At 48.1% G+C, this 17,851-nt stretch carries 13 protein-coding genes; 3 read left to right on the forward strand and 10 right to left on the reverse strand.

All coding sequences use genetic code 11. The features are described 5' to 3' along the window. Nucleotide 1 precedes the first annotated feature (1 nt). From HMPREF1548_RS04385 to HMPREF1548_RS04405, 5 genes are all read right to left on the reverse strand, one after another. A complete protein-coding gene (locus HMPREF1548_RS04385; RefSeq protein WP_021634575.1) occupies nucleotides 2-1,738 on the reverse strand; it encodes a glycoside hydrolase family 20 protein in 1,737 nt (578 codons plus the stop codon). Then, nucleotides 1,728-4,592 (reverse strand): DUF8487 domain-containing protein, encoded by a 2,865-nt coding sequence (locus HMPREF1548_RS04390; protein ID WP_021634576.1) that lies wholly within the window; start codon nucleotides 4,590-4,592, stop codon nucleotides 1,728-1,730. Before HMPREF1548_RS04390 ends, HMPREF1548_RS04385 begins: the two co-directional genes overlap by 11 nt. 86 nt (nucleotides 4,593-4,678) lie before the next feature. Continuing rightward, nucleotides 4,679-6,439, reverse strand: coding sequence for an extracellular solute-binding protein (locus HMPREF1548_RS04395; RefSeq protein WP_021634577.1), 1,761 nt, complete (start codon nucleotides 6,437-6,439; stop codon nucleotides 4,679-4,681). 34 nt (nucleotides 6,440-6,473) lie between these two features. Next, entirely contained in the window at nucleotides 6,474-7,361 is an 888-nt protein-coding gene (locus HMPREF1548_RS04400) for a carbohydrate ABC transporter permease (RefSeq protein ID WP_021634578.1), read from the reverse strand. 33 nt (nucleotides 7,362-7,394) lie between these two features. Then, complete coding sequence (locus HMPREF1548_RS04405; protein WP_021634579.1) at nucleotides 7,395-8,357, reverse strand: ABC transporter permease; 963 nt, start codon at nucleotides 8,355-8,357, stop codon at nucleotides 7,395-7,397. Between the two features lie 268 nt (nucleotides 8,358-8,625). Here HMPREF1548_RS04405 and HMPREF1548_RS04410 point away from each other — a divergent pair, with 268 nt between their 5' ends. Genes HMPREF1548_RS04410 through HMPREF1548_RS04420 form a run of 3 tightly spaced genes read left to right on the forward strand, consistent with a single transcriptional unit; the run spans nucleotide 8,626 to nucleotide 13,524 of the window. Beyond that, nucleotides 8,626-10,197 (forward strand): response regulator transcription factor, encoded by a 1,572-nt coding sequence (locus HMPREF1548_RS04410; RefSeq protein WP_021634581.1) that lies wholly within the window; start codon nucleotides 8,626-8,628, stop codon nucleotides 10,195-10,197. Between the two features lie 8 nt (nucleotides 10,198-10,205). Then, nucleotides 10,206-11,996, forward strand: a complete 1,791-nt coding sequence (locus HMPREF1548_RS04415; protein WP_021634582.1) for a cache domain-containing sensor histidine kinase — start codon at nucleotides 10,206-10,208, stop codon at nucleotides 11,994-11,996. Next, on the forward strand, nucleotides 11,983-13,524 hold the full coding sequence (locus HMPREF1548_RS04420) for a sulfatase family protein (protein WP_021634583.1): 1,542 nt from the start codon (nucleotides 11,983-11,985) through the stop codon (nucleotides 13,522-13,524). Before HMPREF1548_RS04415 ends, HMPREF1548_RS04420 begins: the two co-directional genes overlap by 14 nt. Before the next feature lie 164 nt (nucleotides 13,525-13,688). Here HMPREF1548_RS04420 and HMPREF1548_RS04425 read toward each other — a convergent pair whose 3' ends face one another. From HMPREF1548_RS04425 to HMPREF1548_RS04450, 5 genes are all read right to left on the reverse strand, one after another. Then, the gene (locus HMPREF1548_RS04425; protein WP_157065636.1) at nucleotides 13,689-15,119 is read right to left on the reverse strand and encodes an IS4 family transposase; all 1,431 of its coding nucleotides are present in this window, start codon (nucleotides 15,117-15,119) and stop codon (nucleotides 13,689-13,691) included. 26 nt (nucleotides 15,120-15,145) lie between these two features. Then, complete coding sequence (locus tag HMPREF1548_RS04430; protein ID WP_021634586.1) at nucleotides 15,146-15,349, reverse strand: IS1634 family transposase N-terminal domain-related protein; 204 nt, start codon at nucleotides 15,347-15,349, stop codon at nucleotides 15,146-15,148. Between the two features lie 266 nt (nucleotides 15,350-15,615). Next, nucleotides 15,616-16,128: a hypothetical protein gene (locus HMPREF1548_RS04440; protein ID WP_021634588.1), complete on the reverse strand. Its 513-nt coding sequence runs from the start codon at nucleotides 16,126-16,128 to the stop codon at nucleotides 15,616-15,618. Beyond that, complete coding sequence (locus HMPREF1548_RS04445; RefSeq protein WP_021634589.1) at nucleotides 16,128-16,523, reverse strand: DUF4430 domain-containing protein; 396 nt, start codon at nucleotides 16,521-16,523, stop codon at nucleotides 16,128-16,130. Before HMPREF1548_RS04445 ends, HMPREF1548_RS04440 begins: the two co-directional genes overlap by 1 nt. Before the next feature lie 155 nt (nucleotides 16,524-16,678). Then, nucleotides 16,679-17,851, reverse strand: a 1,173-nt coding sequence (locus HMPREF1548_RS04450) for a glycoside hydrolase family 43 protein (RefSeq protein WP_021634591.1), incomplete at its 5' end; no start/stop codon positions are given.

A 17,851-nucleotide genomic window follows, 5' to 3' on the forward strand; every position in this document is an offset into this window, starting at 1 on the left:
TTTATCTGTCCAGCAACTGAGCTTCTGACGTTTCCAGAGAAGTCCACTCACGGATCTGCGTTATGCCCGCTTTTTTTACATCTTCAAAAAAACTTTTGATTTCCGCTTCTCTATCGGGCGCATCCTCAGGCTTTCTCATCATACGTACGTAGCGCAGTGAAAGTCTTGCAGTACGGACCCTGGAAAGGATTTCCTCATTGTCGGCCGCAGCCTCCGCACAGTCAAAGATCCTGTCTCCCTCCTCCAGCAGCGTTTCCTCCAGATAGGCCGCAGCCGGAGAATCATAAATACTCATATGTATTTCAGGCGTAACCCTGCTCTGACAGGCCTCTATCCATTTTTCAATCCAGGGCGCAGCCATTCCGAAATAACCAATAAGGAATTCCCTCATACATGCCTGTGCGTCAATTTCCGGATTCCACAGGAGCTGGGCAAGCAGATACTGGCGCAGCCGGTTGAGGCCGCCGCATTCTCCTTCGGCATTGTTTCCTTCTTCAAAAATCCCGCGCACATGATTACGGATGAAATAGCGGATATTTTCCTGCAGCACATTAAAATCAGGAAACGGCTGCAGGTAATTTGCAAAATTAGTTGTATAATCCCAGACATAAAGCTGATTGCATATTTTACCCCAGCCCTCCAGATCCTCGGTAAAGCTTCTGCCTCCCTCTATCTGCTTTCCTCCGGCGGCAATCGCTTTCCCACATTCCGCTAAAGGATGAGAAAAACAGCATTCTATGGAGCACAGACGTACAATTACATTAGGACGGGGACGTGTCAGCTTCGGAGGCTTGCGGGTATACTGGTAAGCCAGCGTATCAATCCGCAGATGGGGATACTCCTTTTCCAACGCTTCGGCAATCCGGTTGACAAATCGGAGCATATTTCCTGCAGGGCTCCCCTCCTCTTCTTCCACTTTTCTGCATCTATCGCAGGTACAGGCGCCCGCACAGTCATTCTGGGAAACGGAAACCACTGCAATTTCCGGATCCTTCTCAAGACGGGCCCGTAGCTCTGCCAAAACAATCTCAAAAACCTCTTCATTGCTCAGACAAAGCTGCGCACGCTCTCCCACCCGCTTTCCATCTATCTGGGCATAATATTCGGGGTGTTCGGCAAAATACGTTTCCGGCGGCACCAGAGTATAGAAGGAATGGACAAAAGGATCATACTTTACCCTTCCTCCCATCCGGGCGGTTATCTTCGGAAAATGTCCGTTGGAAAAATTGCGTACATGCCATTCAGGTTCCTGATTCCCAAGCTGATAAGGTTCGCGGTATTCCAAAGCCGGCAGTTCCGCCCTGTCCGTACTTTCCAGTTCCAGCCGGCTGCGTTTGGGAATATGGCTCACCTCCGGTGTGAACCAGCGGCAGCCCAGGCTTCCCTTAAGGAACCCATATACGCCGTATAAAGTTCCCCTTCCCGTATTTCCCGCAATCACCAAATCTTTTCCAATGGTACGTATCAGGAACCCCTCTTCACCCAGCTTCATTAACTCGTCCGGGGACACAAGCTCCCGGGACAGGCGGCCGCAGCCTGTCAGAATCAACCCTTCCTCCTCTTCTTGTGTCAATTGTCCTTCTGTTGTCACTGGGAAAACGGCGCCGGAAATCTCCTTTAAATATTTACTTAATTCCTCTGCTGCATATTTTAACGTCTCCGACGCCCCCTCCGGAATCACGATTTTATATTGCGTCCTGTCGTCTTCTGCCAGGCACAATCTATGATTATTGTTCATAAGGAAGTCCTCCCCCTTTTTCCAATGGTTTAAAATATCTTCTCAGCTGTTCCATAGTAAGTCTTTCCTGCGGACAAAAGCTGCCGCTCGTCAAATATCTGAGCAGACAGTTTTTCAGCCAGCGGGATGCCGGCCGATCTTCCAGCGAGCCCTGCAGACCTGCGCTGCATACCAGCAGCCTGCCCTTTTCCACCGTTGCCTCAAACAAAAGTCCCAGCTTGCGATTGCTCATATAGGAATCAATTACCCTTATCTGCGGTGTAACAGGCATATTATCCAGATTCATGACCTGGCTGCTTCCCAGGATATCCCACCACTGCCACTGGGTGTACCCTTCGTTGGGAAAGCCCCTTAACGCAGGTATTGTTGGATTGCAGCAAATACCGAAGGTTCCCGTCTGTTTTTTCATCTGCGGATTCCAGAATACAGTAGTGAACACTCCCGGCAGGCTGTCCGGCACTTTTTCAGGAAGCAGGAGAAGCCCTTCTCCTTCCCGGAGTCTTTTTTCAGCGCTCTCATCCAGCTGTGTGATAATCTGCGAACAGCCGTTTTTATCCTCTTTTGCTTCCTTTTGCGGATATACCCAGAAATCCCAGGAATTTTCCGTTCCCGTCCCCAAAAGCTCCAGCGTGATCTTCAGCTGATAAGCCTCCTTCCACTCCGGCATCGTGAATACAAATTCCCCAAGGCAGTTTACCTCTCCTGGCAATACCTCGGCGCTGCCGCCTCCTTCCGCCAATGTATTCCAACCGATGTTTACCGTATATCTCCAGTCCGCCGCAATACCGGACGGACGGTAATTCGCACAATACGCTTCCCCTTTCCATACTTCGCCTGCCGTATAAACCCTTTTTTTGCTGCGAAGGAGCATTGTGAGGGAAGAGCAGGACCTTCTGAACTCCTCCGGCAGCACCAGTCCCTTACTGTTCCAGAAGGCATCCAGTAGCCCTACAGTGGAGGTTCCCTGTCCCGGATAATCGGTGAGATCAAGCAGTTGAAAGCCGCTCAGCTTACGGCTTTTAAGCATAGTTTCGATCTCATCCCGGTAGAGCATCAGACTCAGCTTCCCCGAGGCTCTTACAAATTCTGGAACCAGTGCAAGCATCCCCTTTTTTTCTAAATCCTCCCTGATAAGCTTCAAATTTCCCGCTTCCAGCACTCCACAGAAACGGGGGATTTCCCTAACATCCGGAAATACCTCCCACTGCCCTGCTTCATGGCAGATAAAAGGTCTGTCCGCCCCTGTAAGCCCCTGATCATAATCATAAGCAAGCGTTGGGGGCTGTGTGCAGTAAATACAGGTATCCAGGGGATCCGGGCCTCCCCACATGATAGCGTTTAAATAAAAATCCCTGTTTCCCGTCATCTTTCCTGCCCTTGCCGCATCCCAGCCCTTCATCGTCCACGCGGAAACAAAATAGTCAGAATTGCTCTCCCTGGTGCAGGGATGGCTGGTACAGGTATACAGATGCCTCGGATCCAGCTTCCTCGCATAATCCACCTTTTCATTCAGCATTTTCTGGTGCTCTTCAAGCATCTTTGGCTGATGCAGGGCTACCAGCTGTTCATTTCCCATGGAGAGCATACCAAAGGAAGGATGTCCTCCATAACAATAAAGAATCCGTTCCAGTTCCCTCCTTAAGAAAAGGGAATCTTCCTCTTCCTCCTGCTTATCGGGACAGGAGGATCCCCCCAGCTCTATCTGCAGCAGAAAACCGGCCCTGTCCGCCGCGTCAAAGGCCGCCTCGGGCGGGCAGAATGAATGGAAGCGAAAATGATTCAATCCATAATCCCCCGCAGTTTTAAAAATCCGGTCCCAGGAAGCTCTGTCACAGGGCGGCGCGAAGGTCAAAGGAAATGTGCAGTTTTCTACCGTTCCCCGTAAAAAAACCCTGTGGCCATTAAGCAGGATATGATTGTCTTCTATCTCCAGGTAACGAAGGCCAAAGGCCGCCGTAAAATGGCTTTCTCTTTTTCCTGCCCTGAAAACAAATTCCATATGATATAATACTGGCGTAAATTCACTCCATTGCGTCATCCCTTCCGGCAGTTCCAGAAAAAAGCTTCCATACTGGATCTCAGCCTTGGTAACAGGCAGTTTTTTTTCTCCGGAAAGCAGGCAGGAACCCAGTTCGTCCTTCAGTTCAAAATGCAGCTCTCCTTCCTCCTCACAGCCTGTCTGATTTGCAATTTTTAACCGAATCCGCAGTGCATCCAGCTCTTTTGTGGGATAAATATCCGCCTTTTCCAGGCGTACCGGCTCCTGTGCCCTAAGCTCCATGGCCCCCGTCACACCGTTCCAGTTCGTGGACATGAGGAAGGCCGTGTGATGTCCGCCGCAGTTGCGTTTTCTTCGTCTGCTGAAGCCGCTGGAAAGATCTCTGTATCCGGAGGTATCCGCTTCCTCCGCTGTCTCATCTCCCAGATTGGAATTATCCACCATCAAAGTAAGCACATGTTCTCCCGGCGCGGCCCTGTCCGTAAGGTCAAACACATGCGGTGCCGCCAGAGACTCCCCGCTCCCCACAAATCCATCGTCCACCCAGAGCATCGTGTCCCACAGGCACCTTTCCAGAAAAAGCGTTATATGTTTTCCCAAAAAAGAGTCCGGGATCCATATTTTTTTCTGATACCAGGCTTGTCCCATATAGGAATTTCTCCGGTTCAGATTCCTGTAATTCTCCTTTTCAGGCCCGGTTCCCTTTCCGTTGCTGTCCGTTGTCCCCGGCAGATACACTTGATCGGACAGCTTTTTCAGATACCATTTTTCCGGGATTCCCCTGCGCTCCGGATCCAGGGCAAAATCCCAGCTTCCATTTAATAAAACTGTAGTTACCTTTGTATTCTCAGTCATAGAACCTCTCCGTTATCCATAAAGAAAGCCTCCTGCCGGAGGCTTTCTGCAGAGCCTGCAGCTTTCCGCAAAAAGGATTTACAGGCCTAATTTCCCATAGTATCCGCTTTTTCCTTTGCCTGTTCCCATTCGGAAGCATACCAGTCATGCACCTTATCAATTCCCAGGGAACGGAATTCATCCATCGTCTTTGTCTTCAGAGCCGCAAGCTCTTCCTCGGAACCTGCCAGGATCATTTTCGCTGCGGCCTTCAGGGACGCCTCGTCAAGCTTGGCCTCCATTCTCTTAATATCATCCGGCGGCGTGGGGACTAATGCTAACAGAAGACTGTTTGCATTGCTTTGATCATATACTCCGTATTTTTCACGATACTGCGTAAAAATTTCCGTAGGGTAGCTTACTTTATAATGATCACAGAAATCCGTTTGCAATTCATTCAGCATGGAAGGGTACATCGTCTGATCACGGAACAGGTTCACCGGTTTTCCATCGTCAGGAACAATTACATTTTGTCCCAGCCCCATAAAGTTTACATCAAAACCAATACCGCTTTTCTGCCATGCCTCGCCCCCTGCCTTCTGCATATCCAGTGTTTCCTGCTTCATGACCGGCACGCCGTCTGCAAGATCCCAGTCCACACCTTCCACACCACTGTAAAGGGTACGAGCCCCATCATAAGAATAACAATAATTCAGGAATGCCACTGCTGCTTCCGGATGCTTGCAGGTAGCGGAAATACCTATGGACTTGTCAATCCAGCCCACTTTATAATCCATTCCGTACCATTGGTTCGCCCATTTCATAGGAATAGCCATGAACCCCAGTGTGGTTCCCGCATGATCCTTATTAAAAGAACCGGCTGCCCAGGTGGCCGGAGCCGTCAGTACCTGTCCCGCAGTGATTTTTGCCTGTAAATCCTCGTATTTCTGCGTCAGCGTATCGGGATCCAGAATTCCCATCTGATTGGCTTTGTAATAATAATCAATGGAATCCCAGTAAAGCGATCCTTCATCCAGGCTCAGGGCAAATTCATTGTTGTCCACATGATACAGCCCCAGGGTGGATCCGCTGATAGTATTGTAGCCGTAAAATGCCGCCAAAGGCTGTACCAGATACCAGTTGCCCCAGTCTGCAAACATGGAAACCGCATACACCTTTTTCCCATCTTCCGTAGTTGGATGGGCATCCTGCATATCCTTGAGCACCTGCAGATATTCGTCTATATTATTCGTTTCCGGACAGCCAAGTTCTTTATAATAATCCCATCTTACTACCGGACCGATAGCGTGTTCTATTTCCGCGGTATCCGGTCCTACCTGTACGGGAAGGAAATACAGCTTGTCTTCCCCGTTACTCCAATATTTGCGGCTGAAGGCTACCGTATCCGGCGCGTTGGCCAGAATATCCTTGCCGTACTCCTCCAGATAATCATCCAAAGGCTGTACATTCTTGCCCACTACCAGCTGTTCGAAATTATCCGGCCCGGTCCTGACCAGATCGGGAAGATCCCCGCCGGCCAGCAGAACATTAAACTTATCATTATCCGCATTTACCATATGAATACGGACGCCGATATCCTCCGCCATCTTATCCTGCACATGATTCTCGGAATACTGATTGAAGGATTCTCCCACATTCTTCGCCAGGATATCAAGTGTAACTTCTTCGCCGGCCGCAGCGCCTTTCTCTTTTTCCGCTTCGGCCGTCTGTACCGCCTGTGTACCCTCTTCCGCTGTGCCCCCGCCCGTCTGTGCCGTCTCTTTGCCTGTGGTGCCGCATGCCGCTGTTGACAGCAGCAAGCCGGCCGCAGCCAGTACTGCAATAAACTGTTGCCCTTTCCTTCGCATAAAAATACCCTCCTTCTCTGACAGGCACCCCTGTCTATCCTTTAACCGCCCCCAGCATAATCCCTTTGACAAAATGTTTCTGCATCAGGGGATAAATGAAGAGAATCGGCATTGTTACCACCATTGTGATCGTCATCCGTACCGCTTCCGGAGTAATCTGGACCATAACGCCCTGATTCCGTTCCGTATTGCTCATAGTAGCGATAGCGCTGGCCTCGTTCAGATATTCATAAAGCATCAGCTGCAATGTTTTCAGATGTTCCGAGGATACCAGAATATAATTATCAAACCAGCTGTTCCATTGGGCCACTGCCGCGAAAACGGTAATGGTTGCTACAATCGGCTTGGATAAAGGGAATACAATTTTAGTGAAAATCTGAAGATACCCCGCCCCGTCCAGTTTCGCTGACTCTTCAAGCGATTCGGGAAGCTGCTCTATAAAAGTCTTGAGCAAGACAATATAATAAGCGGAAATAGCGGTGGGAAGCACATATACCAGGAAGGTATTATTCAGATGATAAAGCTTCATCGTCAGATACCAGGGAATCAGCCCGGAACTAAAATACATGGTGATTACTACCATCCGATAAATGATTTTCCTTCCGTACATCTTTTCCTTTGTGACCAGATACGCAAACAGAGAACAGCACAGAATCGTGATAACCGTCCCGATTAATGTCCTCATACAGGAAATCAGCAGCGCGCTGGGAATTCCCGACAGCCGGAAGACCTGCGCATAATTGCTTAATGTGAGCCCCCTTGGGAAAAAGGTGATTCCCTTCTGGGCATCAGACGGAGTGCTGAGGGAATAAATGAATACATAATAAAAAGGATATACACACAGAAGCATTACGAGAAACATCAGGACATGATCCATTCCATAAAAAATCACATCCATTACCGACAGCTTTTTTCTTTTCATTCCTGTTTACCTCCCTTGAGCAAGCCCTTTTCTTCAGACGATGCCATATCCGCGTATTTTCTTTGAAAGCCCGTTTATAGAAAAAAGAAGTGTGACACTGACAATTGTCTTCAAAATCCCCACTGTTGTCGCATAAGAATAATCATTCGTAATCAGTCCCAGGCGATACACGTAATAATCAATAACCTCTATCTTGTCCGCAACCATGCTGTTATGAAAAACCAGGTACTGATCCAGCCCCACCGACAGAATGTTGCTGGCAGACAGCAGCAGAAGAACAATAAAGGTCGATGCAATTCCCGGAACTGTGATATGCAGAATTTTCTGCAGCCTGCCGGCCCCGTCCACGCTGGCTGCATCAAACAGCTCCCCGTCGATCCCCGCGATTGCCGCAAAATATATGATGGCGTTCCATCCCAGGGATTTCCATATTCCCAGTGCTGTCTGAAAATACCAGACCGCGTCTTCGTTGGCCAGGATATTGGTAGGCTCGGAAATCATCCCCAGCTTCATTGCTGTCTGGTTAAAAACACCGCCTGTGGAAAAAATGTTAAAGGCCAGGGAATAAACAATAATCCAACTGACAAAATTGGGAATTGTTGTGGTGGTCTGCACCAGCTTACGTATTTTTGGAGACGGTATCTCCGTGAGCAAAATGGCAAAAATGGCCGGAAGCGGTGCACAAAGAATACCAAGAAAGCTCATTACCAGCGTATTGCGCAAAACACGAGACAGCGTACTCCAGTCTTCAATTAAAATACGGAAAAATTTCAGTCCCACAAAAGGCGACTGTGATAGAGGAATTCCCGGCTTGTAGTCAATAAAAGCATAAAGCCAGCCAAACAGCGGCACATAGAAAAAAGCAATTACAACAGCCACAAACGGCAGCGCCATAAGCAACAGACGCATTCCATCTTTTCTGAATACGCCGTTTGTTTTTAATTTCCATTTTTCCACACTTTTCTTTACTGCTTCTCTTTTTTTTCTTTTTTCCACCTGCGCTTCACCTCCGTTTATCTCATTGTATGTTTTCTTTCACTAACTGTAAATGTAAATCAAACTGTTTGTTTGGTACTTTTTACAGTCTTATTTTCATTCTTATGTAATTTATACTGATTTCATAGTAATTATCACGGTTTTTTCCATTATTTCATTGATTACATGTATACTTTCTGCAATAATCAGAATTAAATACTTCACACTTGCTACCGCAGACAAAAAGGCCGGAGCCGTCTGCAACACACCAGATTAAGGAGGCTGAACCATGTATAAAGCCATGATCGTTGAAGATGAAATGCTGGTGCGAATCGGCATCCGTAATGTTATCAAATGGGATGCCCTGGGAATCACACTGACTGAAGATGCTGAAAACGGCGCACAGGCCCTGGAGCTTTACCGGTCTGAGCGCCCCGATATCATACTTACCGATCTTCGTATGCCTGAAATGGATGGAATGTCGCTTATCCGCAATATCCGCAGGCAGGATAAAAGATGCCGTTTTCTGATTCTTACCTGCGTTGAAGATTTTGAACAGGCACAGGAAGCCATTGCTTACAGTGTTTCCGGTTATCTGCTTAAGCTCACCATGGATTTTAAGGAAGTGGAAAAAATGCTGCAGAAGGCTGTGGATGAGCTGTCCGTTCTGCCGGGAGGCCCTTCCTATGTCGGTATGCCCAATCTGTCTGACGCAAAGGAACGATTTTTTAAAGAATATTTTACCCTGCACAACTGCAATGCCCGGAATTCTTTCAGGGAATATGTGACCGCCTGTCAGCTTCGTCTGAAAGAAAAGAATCTTCTTGTCGGCGTCCTTACTCTTACCTTCTCTGCTTCTTACAAGGAAGCCAGGCTTCTCTCAAGGGAACGGATGGTGCAAAGCTCCATTCTGGACGTTCTCCATGAATTTCTGGACAGAGAAATTACAGGCGAAGTTTTTCATGAGGAAGGGCCGGCTTATATTCTGCTGCTGAATCTGCCTGATAACGCCGACTACAAGCAGAAACTGCTTGATTTTTACTCCAGGAGCAGTGAAATTATGAAAATGTATTTCGGCGTCCGCTTTTATTTAAACTTCAGCAATTTCTGCAACGATTACAGCGATCTGCCCAACCGGTATCAGGAGGCCGTAAGACAGAGCTTTTTTAACCCCTCCTGCCCTTTTGCCCAGACGGATGCAGAATTGCTTCCCTTCCTGCAGGAGGAACTAAAAAAAATGGCCTGTAATCCGCTATTATTTGCGTTGTTCGATGATCCTGACCGCAGTGAATATCTCAGACAACTGGAAGAAATTTGTAAAATATTACCAACACAGCCGCAAATCCGTAGTTTTTTCATAAACCTGACACGCTTCAGTGCTTACACGGTCAGCCGTCAGCGCCATATCGGCAGGCTGGAAATGCTTGAAGAACATACAGAAAAGCTGCAGCACAAAAAGCATCTCAGGGATATGAGTAACGACCACCTTACCTATCTCCAGCTTTTGTGGGAACAAGTCTGCGAGGCCGGCCAGTTTTCCTCTGAAATTGCCCTGACCATAGCCTATATCCGCAAAAATTACGGAGAGTGTCTTTCCCTGAGCCAGCTGGCAGCTTATGTCCACTTAAGTCCCAATTATCTCAGCAACCTGTTTAAAAAAGAGGTCGGTTACTGTTTAAGCGACTACATCAATGCTCTCCGGATTGAAAAAGCAAAATTCCTTCTTTTGAATTCCCGGAAGCGTTCCCATGAAATTGCCGCGGAACTGGGGTTCTCAGATCCTGCCTATTTCGGAAAGGTTTTTAAAAAATCCACCGGCCTTTCTCCTGCGGAATACCGGCATATGCATACCAACAGATAGGGGAATACATGAAAACAAAGAAAAATCTCTTCACGCATTTAAACATCCAGATGGCCGCCTTTTTCCTCGCTGCAAATTTCATATTTCTGCTCATATGCTCTGCCCTGTATTACCAATGGGCCTTCCAGATTCTTTTGGAAAACAGTGAAAAGCTGCATATCCAGTCCATGCAGCAGACTCAGCACCGGATCGAACAGACTCTGGACGAAGCCGACAGGGCCGTCAACCTTCTCAGCTATGGAAATACCGGGCAAAAAATCCTGGCTCACTCCGGCAGCGAAACTGATATTGACAGCATCCTTCTCTTCCGTAATTATCTGGAACAGGTCAGCGGCATCCTGCGCAGCTATTCCTCCATTTATTCCATTTATTTTTACACCGGCGACAATCTGCTGATTGGCGCCAGCCCGCTGCACACCTGTATTAATGATGAACCTGCCTCTGTATCCCCGATTCTGGAATATGCAGGGACCGATAACAGCTGGAACGTCATCGGCGGATTAAAGGAAGATTTTTTTAATCCGCTGTTTAATAAGGAAGAAAAAAATCCCCGCCTGGTCACCATGATAAGACGTTCTCCCGTTTTCCACAGCAGCACTGTTTATGGATATATTATCGTTAACTTTCAAGAGGAGCGGTTCTATGATGCCTTTCAGGCTGAGCTCCCCGGCGAAGAGCTGCTTCTTCTTACTTCAGACGGCATGATTATTTCCGGAAGCCGCAAAGATCGGATCGGGGAAATAGATGACGGCTTTCTTTCCTCTAAGAACAGTAATACCAGCCGGCTTACTTACGATAAGCATGTTCCCGTTCTGAACCTGTGCATACCGGTTTCCAATACCGGGCTGTTTCTTGTCAACCGGATCCGACTGGAGGAGCTGATTGCCGGACGCCGGGATATCATCTGGAAAATCATGGTGACTCTGGTTCTGGAAAGCCTGTGCATGCTGCCGGTAGTCAGTCTCTGGCTACGCATCAAGCTGCACCCGGTGAAGGAACTCACTGAAAAAATGGATGAAATAAAAAACGGCCGTTTTACTCCTCCCCTGAAAAAGATTCCGGAAAACGAACTGGGGATCCTGGTGGAAAGTTTCAACCAAATGTCTCTTTCCATCGTTGAGCTGATGGATAAAAATGAACAGATATACAGACAGAAAACACAACAGGAGCTTCAGGCTCTGCGCGCCCAGCTAAATTCTCATTTTATCTACAATACCCTGAATACCATTAAATGGATGGCCGTAATGGAAAATGCGGACAACATTACCGAATGCATTACTGCTTTGGGATGCCTTCTGGAACCAATTTTCAAATCCGACGGACAACTTTGGAAGGCAGAAAATGAGATTGACTATCTTCAGAATTATATCAAAATCATGGGCTGGCGCTATGGCAGCACCTGCAGCTTCTGCTGCCATATTATGGATACCTGCACAGACATGCTGATTCCCCGCTTTATCCTGCAGCCTATTGTTGAAAATTCCACCACCCATGGTATCCGCAAGGATAAATCCATCCAGATAGATATTACCTGTCGGGAAGAAAACAAATGTCTTCTTCTCTGCGTGCACGACAATGGCAGTATCAGCCCCGACAGGCTTCAACATATCTTGCTGTCCCTGGACAGCCCTTCCCCCGCCCCTTCTTTAGGCGTGGGGCTGTTTAACGTCAACCGGAGGATAAAACTGAATTTCGGTGAAGAATACGGCCTGCATATTACCAGCAGCCACGGCCACGGAACCCTTGTCACACTTACCCTCCCCATTATCACAAAGGAGGAACCCTATGAAACATCCTAATATCGTACTATTTCTGGCAGAGGATCTGGATTTTGAAGGCCTTAACTGCTATAACGCTGAAGCAACCGGCTATACCGGCCTGATTCGGGCGCAAAATCCCTTTGCCGCGGCCACACAAAAGCCCTCCGGGCGGCTTCTTACTCCCACAATTGATTCATTGGCGGGTGACGGGGTAATGTTCGACAACTATTACTGTACCTCCCCCATCTGCACTCCCGCCCGGTATACTGTCATGACCGGACGTTTGCCGGAACGCAGCAAAGAACATAGGGAGCTGTTCGGCAACGGCCCTTCTACGGTATGGTTCAACAGTGCCATATATCCTGAAGAAACGCTTCTTCCTAAAATGCTGAAAACGGCAGGCTATCAGACGGCTGTCTTTGGGAAATGGCATAATTTTCCGCTTCCTGTACGTAATGAACTCCATCGGCGCTACCATTCGTTCCCCCCGGAAGCAACGTGGGAGGATCCCGATGCCAGGAAGGGGGTTCAGGAGGGCTATCAATATGCAGTGGATTATCTGAAAAAGAATGATTACGGCTGGGACACTGTGGATCGAATCTACTATGAAAATCCGGAACCCTATCTGCCCGCTTCCCTCAGCAGCCACAATATAGACTGGGTTATCGAAGGGGCCGACGCCTATCTGCGCAGCCGCTGCGGACAGAACGAACCTTTTTTTGCCTATATCGCCGTATCTATTCCCCATGCCCGTTATTCCGGGAAACGCTTCCGGGAGGCGAATCCGCTTTCCTCTCCTGCCGGCCTGTTGGAACAGCCGCCCTGCGTTCTGCCGTCAAGGCAGCAAATCCTGGAACGGATCCAGGCAGCGGGAATGGAGGAAAGCGCCTGCGAGGGATTGTGGCTGGACGAAGCGGTGAAGGCAGTCCGTAAGGCGGTAGACGCCATCGGTGCTTCCGGGGACACCTGTTTTATTTTTACCACAGATCATCCCACCGCAGGCAAAGGAAGCTGTCATCTGGGCAGAATTCCTTTGATCATGTACTGGCCCGGACATTTGGAGGGAGGCAGGATCTTTTCCCAGCTGCTTTCAGAAACGGACCTGGCTTCCACCATTCTTGAGCTTGCAGGCTGTCCTGTTCCTTCCGACATGTGCCTGGACGGAAACAGCTTTGCCGGTCTGCTGCAGCCTGCGCTATCCTCCTGGAATCCCCGGGAAAGCGTTCTGATGGAAAATGTAAACTCCAGAGCTATCGTTAAAGACGGCTATAAATACATTGCCAACCGCCTGCCGGGAAGAAACTCCCGGGAATCCGAGCTCTGCGGGCGAACGGGCTGGCTGGCCTTCCAGATTGGAGATCATGACGGTATGTGGTGGAATCTGGATCGTCTGTTTCCCGCTTATTTTGATAAAGATCAGCTCTATGATATCGTGGAGGATCCCATGGAGCAGCACAACCTGGCCTCTGATCCTAAAAGGAAAGAGCTTTTAGTCTCCATGCAGAAGGCCCTGGCCGGGGAGCTTTGCAGGCTTCCCCACCCTTTTGGAGAATTTACCCGGAAATGACCGCAATCAAAGACCTCGCTGCAGAGCAGCGGGGTCAATGGCATCAACCAGTTCACTTAAGGGCGAACTGGTTTTTCTTTGCATTTTTAGAGCGCAAAACTCTCCTCTCAAAAGAAGCTCTCTTTTGAAAATATTTCATTTGATTCAATTTTATACTATCTCTGCTACCCTTGCGTAGTCATATATCCATTGCTTTTATAACACTTTTCAATCGGAGGATTTCTTCGGCCATCCAGGCGAAACTTTGCTATCGGTATCCATTGCATCCATCTCTTCCATCGTTTATAATGACGACCAGGTCGTACGGGCACCACCCTCCTGGAGAGGTCTTCTATTATGCTGGCAAGATAATTGCTCCATTCCAATCCGCAAAAAGCACTTTTGCTTCCAGCCAGATGCTGTAGCAGACGGTATTCTGTACGTACTGTGTCTACGATATATTTCATGTTGGGAATATAATCGTATTTTCTAAGTTGCCCTTCCCCATGATGCTTTTGCACTTCTTTTTCACCAGCTGCCTCATAAAAACAGCCACAGAGTGTAAAGCAAAGAATCTTGCCGTAGATTTCATTTGTAACGATGTTATATTTACCTGAGTTGAACCGTTCTGCTTCCAAATGGTTCTTGATATCGAAATAAGCGGTTTCATTGTCCCACCGCTGAACATGATAGAGTTCCACAATCCTGGAGGAAGGGAATTGCTCCTGTACCAGATTTGTAAAATAAGTGGTATCGATTACGGCTGGTTCTTGCGGCCGTTTTTTTGTACTCATGACGTACTCAAACCGGTTTTTTACAACACGCAGCGCAAGAGCCCCGAGGCTTTCAGCATAATTCTTACAGTCATCTCTCTTCATCCTTTGATACCAAGCCTTGTTGAAAGGAACGGAAATCTCGCCATCGCTTTCAATCCCGCATACATAGTCTTTGTATGTATAGGATTTTGCACGGACGATAAATTTGTATCCATGAAGCATACAATACAGGAAAAGTTCTGCCGACCCATAGTACCGATCACAGAGGAGTATGACCTTTTTATCGCGCAAAATATCTTCACAATTCTCAAGATGCTTAAAAAGCATTGGTATTTCAGAGGTATTACATGGCCTGACAAGGGCATCAAGAACCACATGATTCAAGACGTCTACCAATACCGAGCAACTCGCCTGCGGTTTTTTGATTTGTTTCGTATCCGTTATGTATTGGTTAAGGTATCCTCCATACTTTTCAACCATTTCCGGTGTCGGCGGCAGGTCCATCTTCGTACCGTCGCAGGCAAGGACTAGATATTCATCCAAGGTATTATAATCATGATAGCTATAGAACTTTTGTGCAAACCGTCTTATAATAATAGGGAAAGCGGCAGGGTTTGTCTTGTTCAATGCCTTAAACATAGCCTGTTTTGATACCTTTGGTTTTTCCGCCTTGGAGAAATAAGCAGTTATGTCTTTATTGGTGGTTTCGGCAGAACGGAAGATATAAAACAGAAGCGTGTCGAGCAGGGATATTTTTCTGACCTGGGTAAATCCTCCCTTAGTAGTTTTGGCCGCACGGATGACTTCATCGGAACTCAGGATTTCGGTGAGGTCCTCCAGTGCCCTTTTTACATCAGCCGTCTACCCTACGTATCCTCGTCACTGTATACAAGACGAGGTTTCTTTTTTGCATACATGGCCTTGAGATAAGGTACCTGAATATTCTCAAGAAGGCCAAAATTCTTGAGAGTACGATGCTTTATCTTCCCATTTTCACGGTATGATTCCACAAGATAGCAGAAGCAGGTGTCATGGACACCTTTGGTATTAGGTACTACTTTAATGAACATATGAGCCTCCTTTCTATACTACAACAATAGCTCAATTATGATGAATTATAAATAAGATATAGTATATATTCTATACTACGATATGGTTAAAAAGAGAACCTGTCAGAGTAATCTGACAGGCCATAAAAATAATCCCAAAAAACTGGTTGATGCCATTGACCTCGCTGCAGAGCAGCGGGGGCTTTGACCCTCGCGGCAGTCGCCAAATATCCATGCAAGCATGGCTACTTGGCTCGTTGCTCGCGGGAATAAAAAATGCGGTGAAATCAATTTTCACACACATTGATTTCACCGCAGGTCCTTTTCAATATGGAAAGCACAGGCTTAAAAAGCACAAGACATACCACTACATTCCCGATGCAGTGGGGAATGTCATAGGCCAGGCCTGATATCCAGTAGGCAAACGCCGCCTGCGGGCCCCCTATGGCAAAATAAGGCAGCGCGCACAGCGCGCCGAAGGTAATCCCAAAAAAGCCGGAAAGGATGCTCCAGAACAGCACCGATTTCTGTTTTCTGAAAAACAGGGTGACTGCGGCCTGAACACTCCAGACATAAAGATAATTGATCCACCATAGTCCGAAGCCGTAAATCAGCCCTTCCACCAGCACAAAAATATAGATGATAAAAAACACCTTTTTGCCGAACACAAGCGTATAGGCGATTACCAAAAGGGTCACAACTTCAATATTGGGAAGAAACCCCAGCGCAACCTGCCCTATGATCAGCAGCGCGCTGAGGATCCCCATAAGCGCTATTTCCTTTGTATTAAGATGTGCCATTAATAGCCTTCCTTCATGGTCAGTTCAAAACGATCTCCGTCCGCTATCGGGGTCTGTTCAGCAGAAGTATTGACGGTTTCGCCGCCCTTGGTGATACACCACCACTGCTGCTTTGTATCGTCAGCTTTCTCTCCGTCCACGGCAGTGATGAATAAACCATAAGGTCCCATTTCGCCTTCCACCAGATGTTCCGCTTCCAGCACTTCGCCAAGATACGCCGCATCCGTATGGTATTCAAAGGTCTGCTCCGACTGATCCCCGTGTACTACCACAACCGTAACGTTCTTGCTTCCCGCTTCTCCTGACGGACGGAATTTTCCATAAAGGATTGCTGCTCCCGCACAAACAAGAAGCAGGAGCACCGCGGCTATGATGATTCCTTTCTTTTCCTTCATATTCTTTTTCTCCTTCCCTCATGCTGTTTCATTCATCTGTTTTCCGATTCAGCATGATATCCGTAACTTCTATATCATACCAGCATTTATGGATGGATTGCAATATCAAATATGAATGGATTTCACTTGTGAAATTCACATGTAATCCGAAGGCCTTATTCCGGCTGCGGCGTCATTTTGAATTCCTTTACTTCCATCACAGCGTCTGTCGTCACCTCCGACATTGCATACAGACCGATAACCGTGCCTGTAAAACATTTTCCTGCCAGTTCGCAGGAAAGGAAGCGGGTGGAAGCTTTGCATACCTGGTGAATCTCCCCTTCGCCGGATGCATAACAAAAAGTAAAAAATTCCTTATCCGCACGGATACATAGCCGCAGTTCCCCCTCCGGAGCCGGCGCACAGAATGCTGTCTGCCGGAAATCCTCCGCTGTTTTTTCCACCACAAGGAAATTCCCTTCCTGCGTTCTTTTTTTCCCAAAACGGTAGTGGAAATCAGAGGCGAGGACTACTGCCAGGCCGGCCTCGTCGCCTTCCCTGCGGGGTTCAAAATCAAATACGGCTTCTGTCTCACATCCGAAATCACACTGTCTGACCGCAGCGAATACAGGGCTTTTCGCTGCTTCAAAGGTGACTGTGGAAGGGTGCAGCTTCAACGAACCCTCTCCTCTTTCATAGGCCCCCTCTGCCGGCCTGCGCAGAAAAATCCATTCCGGTTCCCATTTCCTGTTTGAAAAATCCGCCTGCCAGCTTTTTTCCGCCTCCTGCTCCGCCCATAAAGGGCCTTCACAAATTAGGGAGGCTTTCCTGTTGTTTCCCACCACAGGCCAATCTTCCTCCCAGGTTACCGGGGTCAGGAAGGTTTCCCGTCCCAAATGGCTCATTGTCCGCCTGGAAATCCGGGTTGCCAGATGAACCAGCCACCAGTTTCCCAGATGATCCTGAAACAGATCCCCGTGCCCGGAACACTGCACCTGCCTGCTGGCATCATGCAGGTTGGTCAATACAGGATTACCGGGGCAGCTCTCATAAGAGCCGTCCACGCTGCGGCTTCTCGCAACGGTAATCATATGATTAAAATTGGTGCCTCCTTCTGCTGCCAGCAGGTAATACCATTCTCCGATGTGATAGACGTGCGGGGCTTCCAGAAAACCGCCGCCCACACCGCTCCAAATCGTTTTCTGCGCTCCCAGAAGCCTGCCCGTGCGGACATCTATTTCCTCCAGGGTAATTTCCTCCCGCCCCGGATGCAAAGACTGGTTGGTACAATAATAAACTCTGTCCCCGTCAAACAGCAGGGACGGATCGATCCCTCCCACCGGAACCCA

The sequence above is a fragment of the Clostridium sp. KLE 1755 genome, assembly GCF_000466465.2.
In the GTDB taxonomy this organism is placed as follows: domain Bacteria; phylum Bacillota; class Clostridia; order Lachnospirales; family Lachnospiraceae; genus Eisenbergiella; species Eisenbergiella porci.

Excerpts from the sequence above, each read along its gene's own strand:
- HMPREF1548_RS04385 (WP_021634575.1), bottom strand. The coding sequence starts at position 1,738 with ATGAACAATAATCATAGATTGTGCCTGGCAGAAGACGACAGGACGCAA.
- HMPREF1548_RS04390 (WP_021634576.1), bottom strand. The coding sequence starts at position 4,592 with ATGACTGAGAATACAAAGGTAACTACAGTTTTATTAAATGGAAGCTGG.
- HMPREF1548_RS04395 (WP_021634577.1), bottom strand. The coding sequence starts at position 6,439 with ATGCGAAGGAAAGGGCAACAGTTTATTGCAGTACTGGCTGCGGCCGGC.
- HMPREF1548_RS04400 (WP_021634578.1), bottom strand. The coding sequence starts at position 7,361 with ATGAAAAGAAAAAAGCTGTCGGTAATGGATGTGATTTTTTATGGAATG.
- HMPREF1548_RS04410 (WP_021634581.1), top strand. The coding sequence starts at position 8,626 with ATGTATAAAGCCATGATCGTTGAAGATGAAATGCTGGTGCGAATCGGC.
- HMPREF1548_RS04415 (WP_021634582.1), top strand. The coding sequence starts at position 10,206 with ATGAAAACAAAGAAAAATCTCTTCACGCATTTAAACATCCAGATGGCC.
- HMPREF1548_RS04420 (WP_021634583.1), top strand. The coding sequence starts at position 11,983 with ATGAAACATCCTAATATCGTACTATTTCTGGCAGAGGATCTGGATTTT.
- HMPREF1548_RS04430 (WP_021634586.1), bottom strand. The coding sequence starts at position 15,349 with ATGTTCATTAAAGTAGTACCTAATACCAAAGGTGTCCATGACACCTGC.
- HMPREF1548_RS04440 (WP_021634588.1), bottom strand. The coding sequence starts at position 16,128 with ATGGCACATCTTAATACAAAGGAAATAGCGCTTATGGGGATCCTCAGC.
- HMPREF1548_RS04445 (WP_021634589.1), bottom strand. The coding sequence starts at position 16,523 with ATGAAGGAAAAGAAAGGAATCATCATAGCCGCGGTGCTCCTGCTTCTT.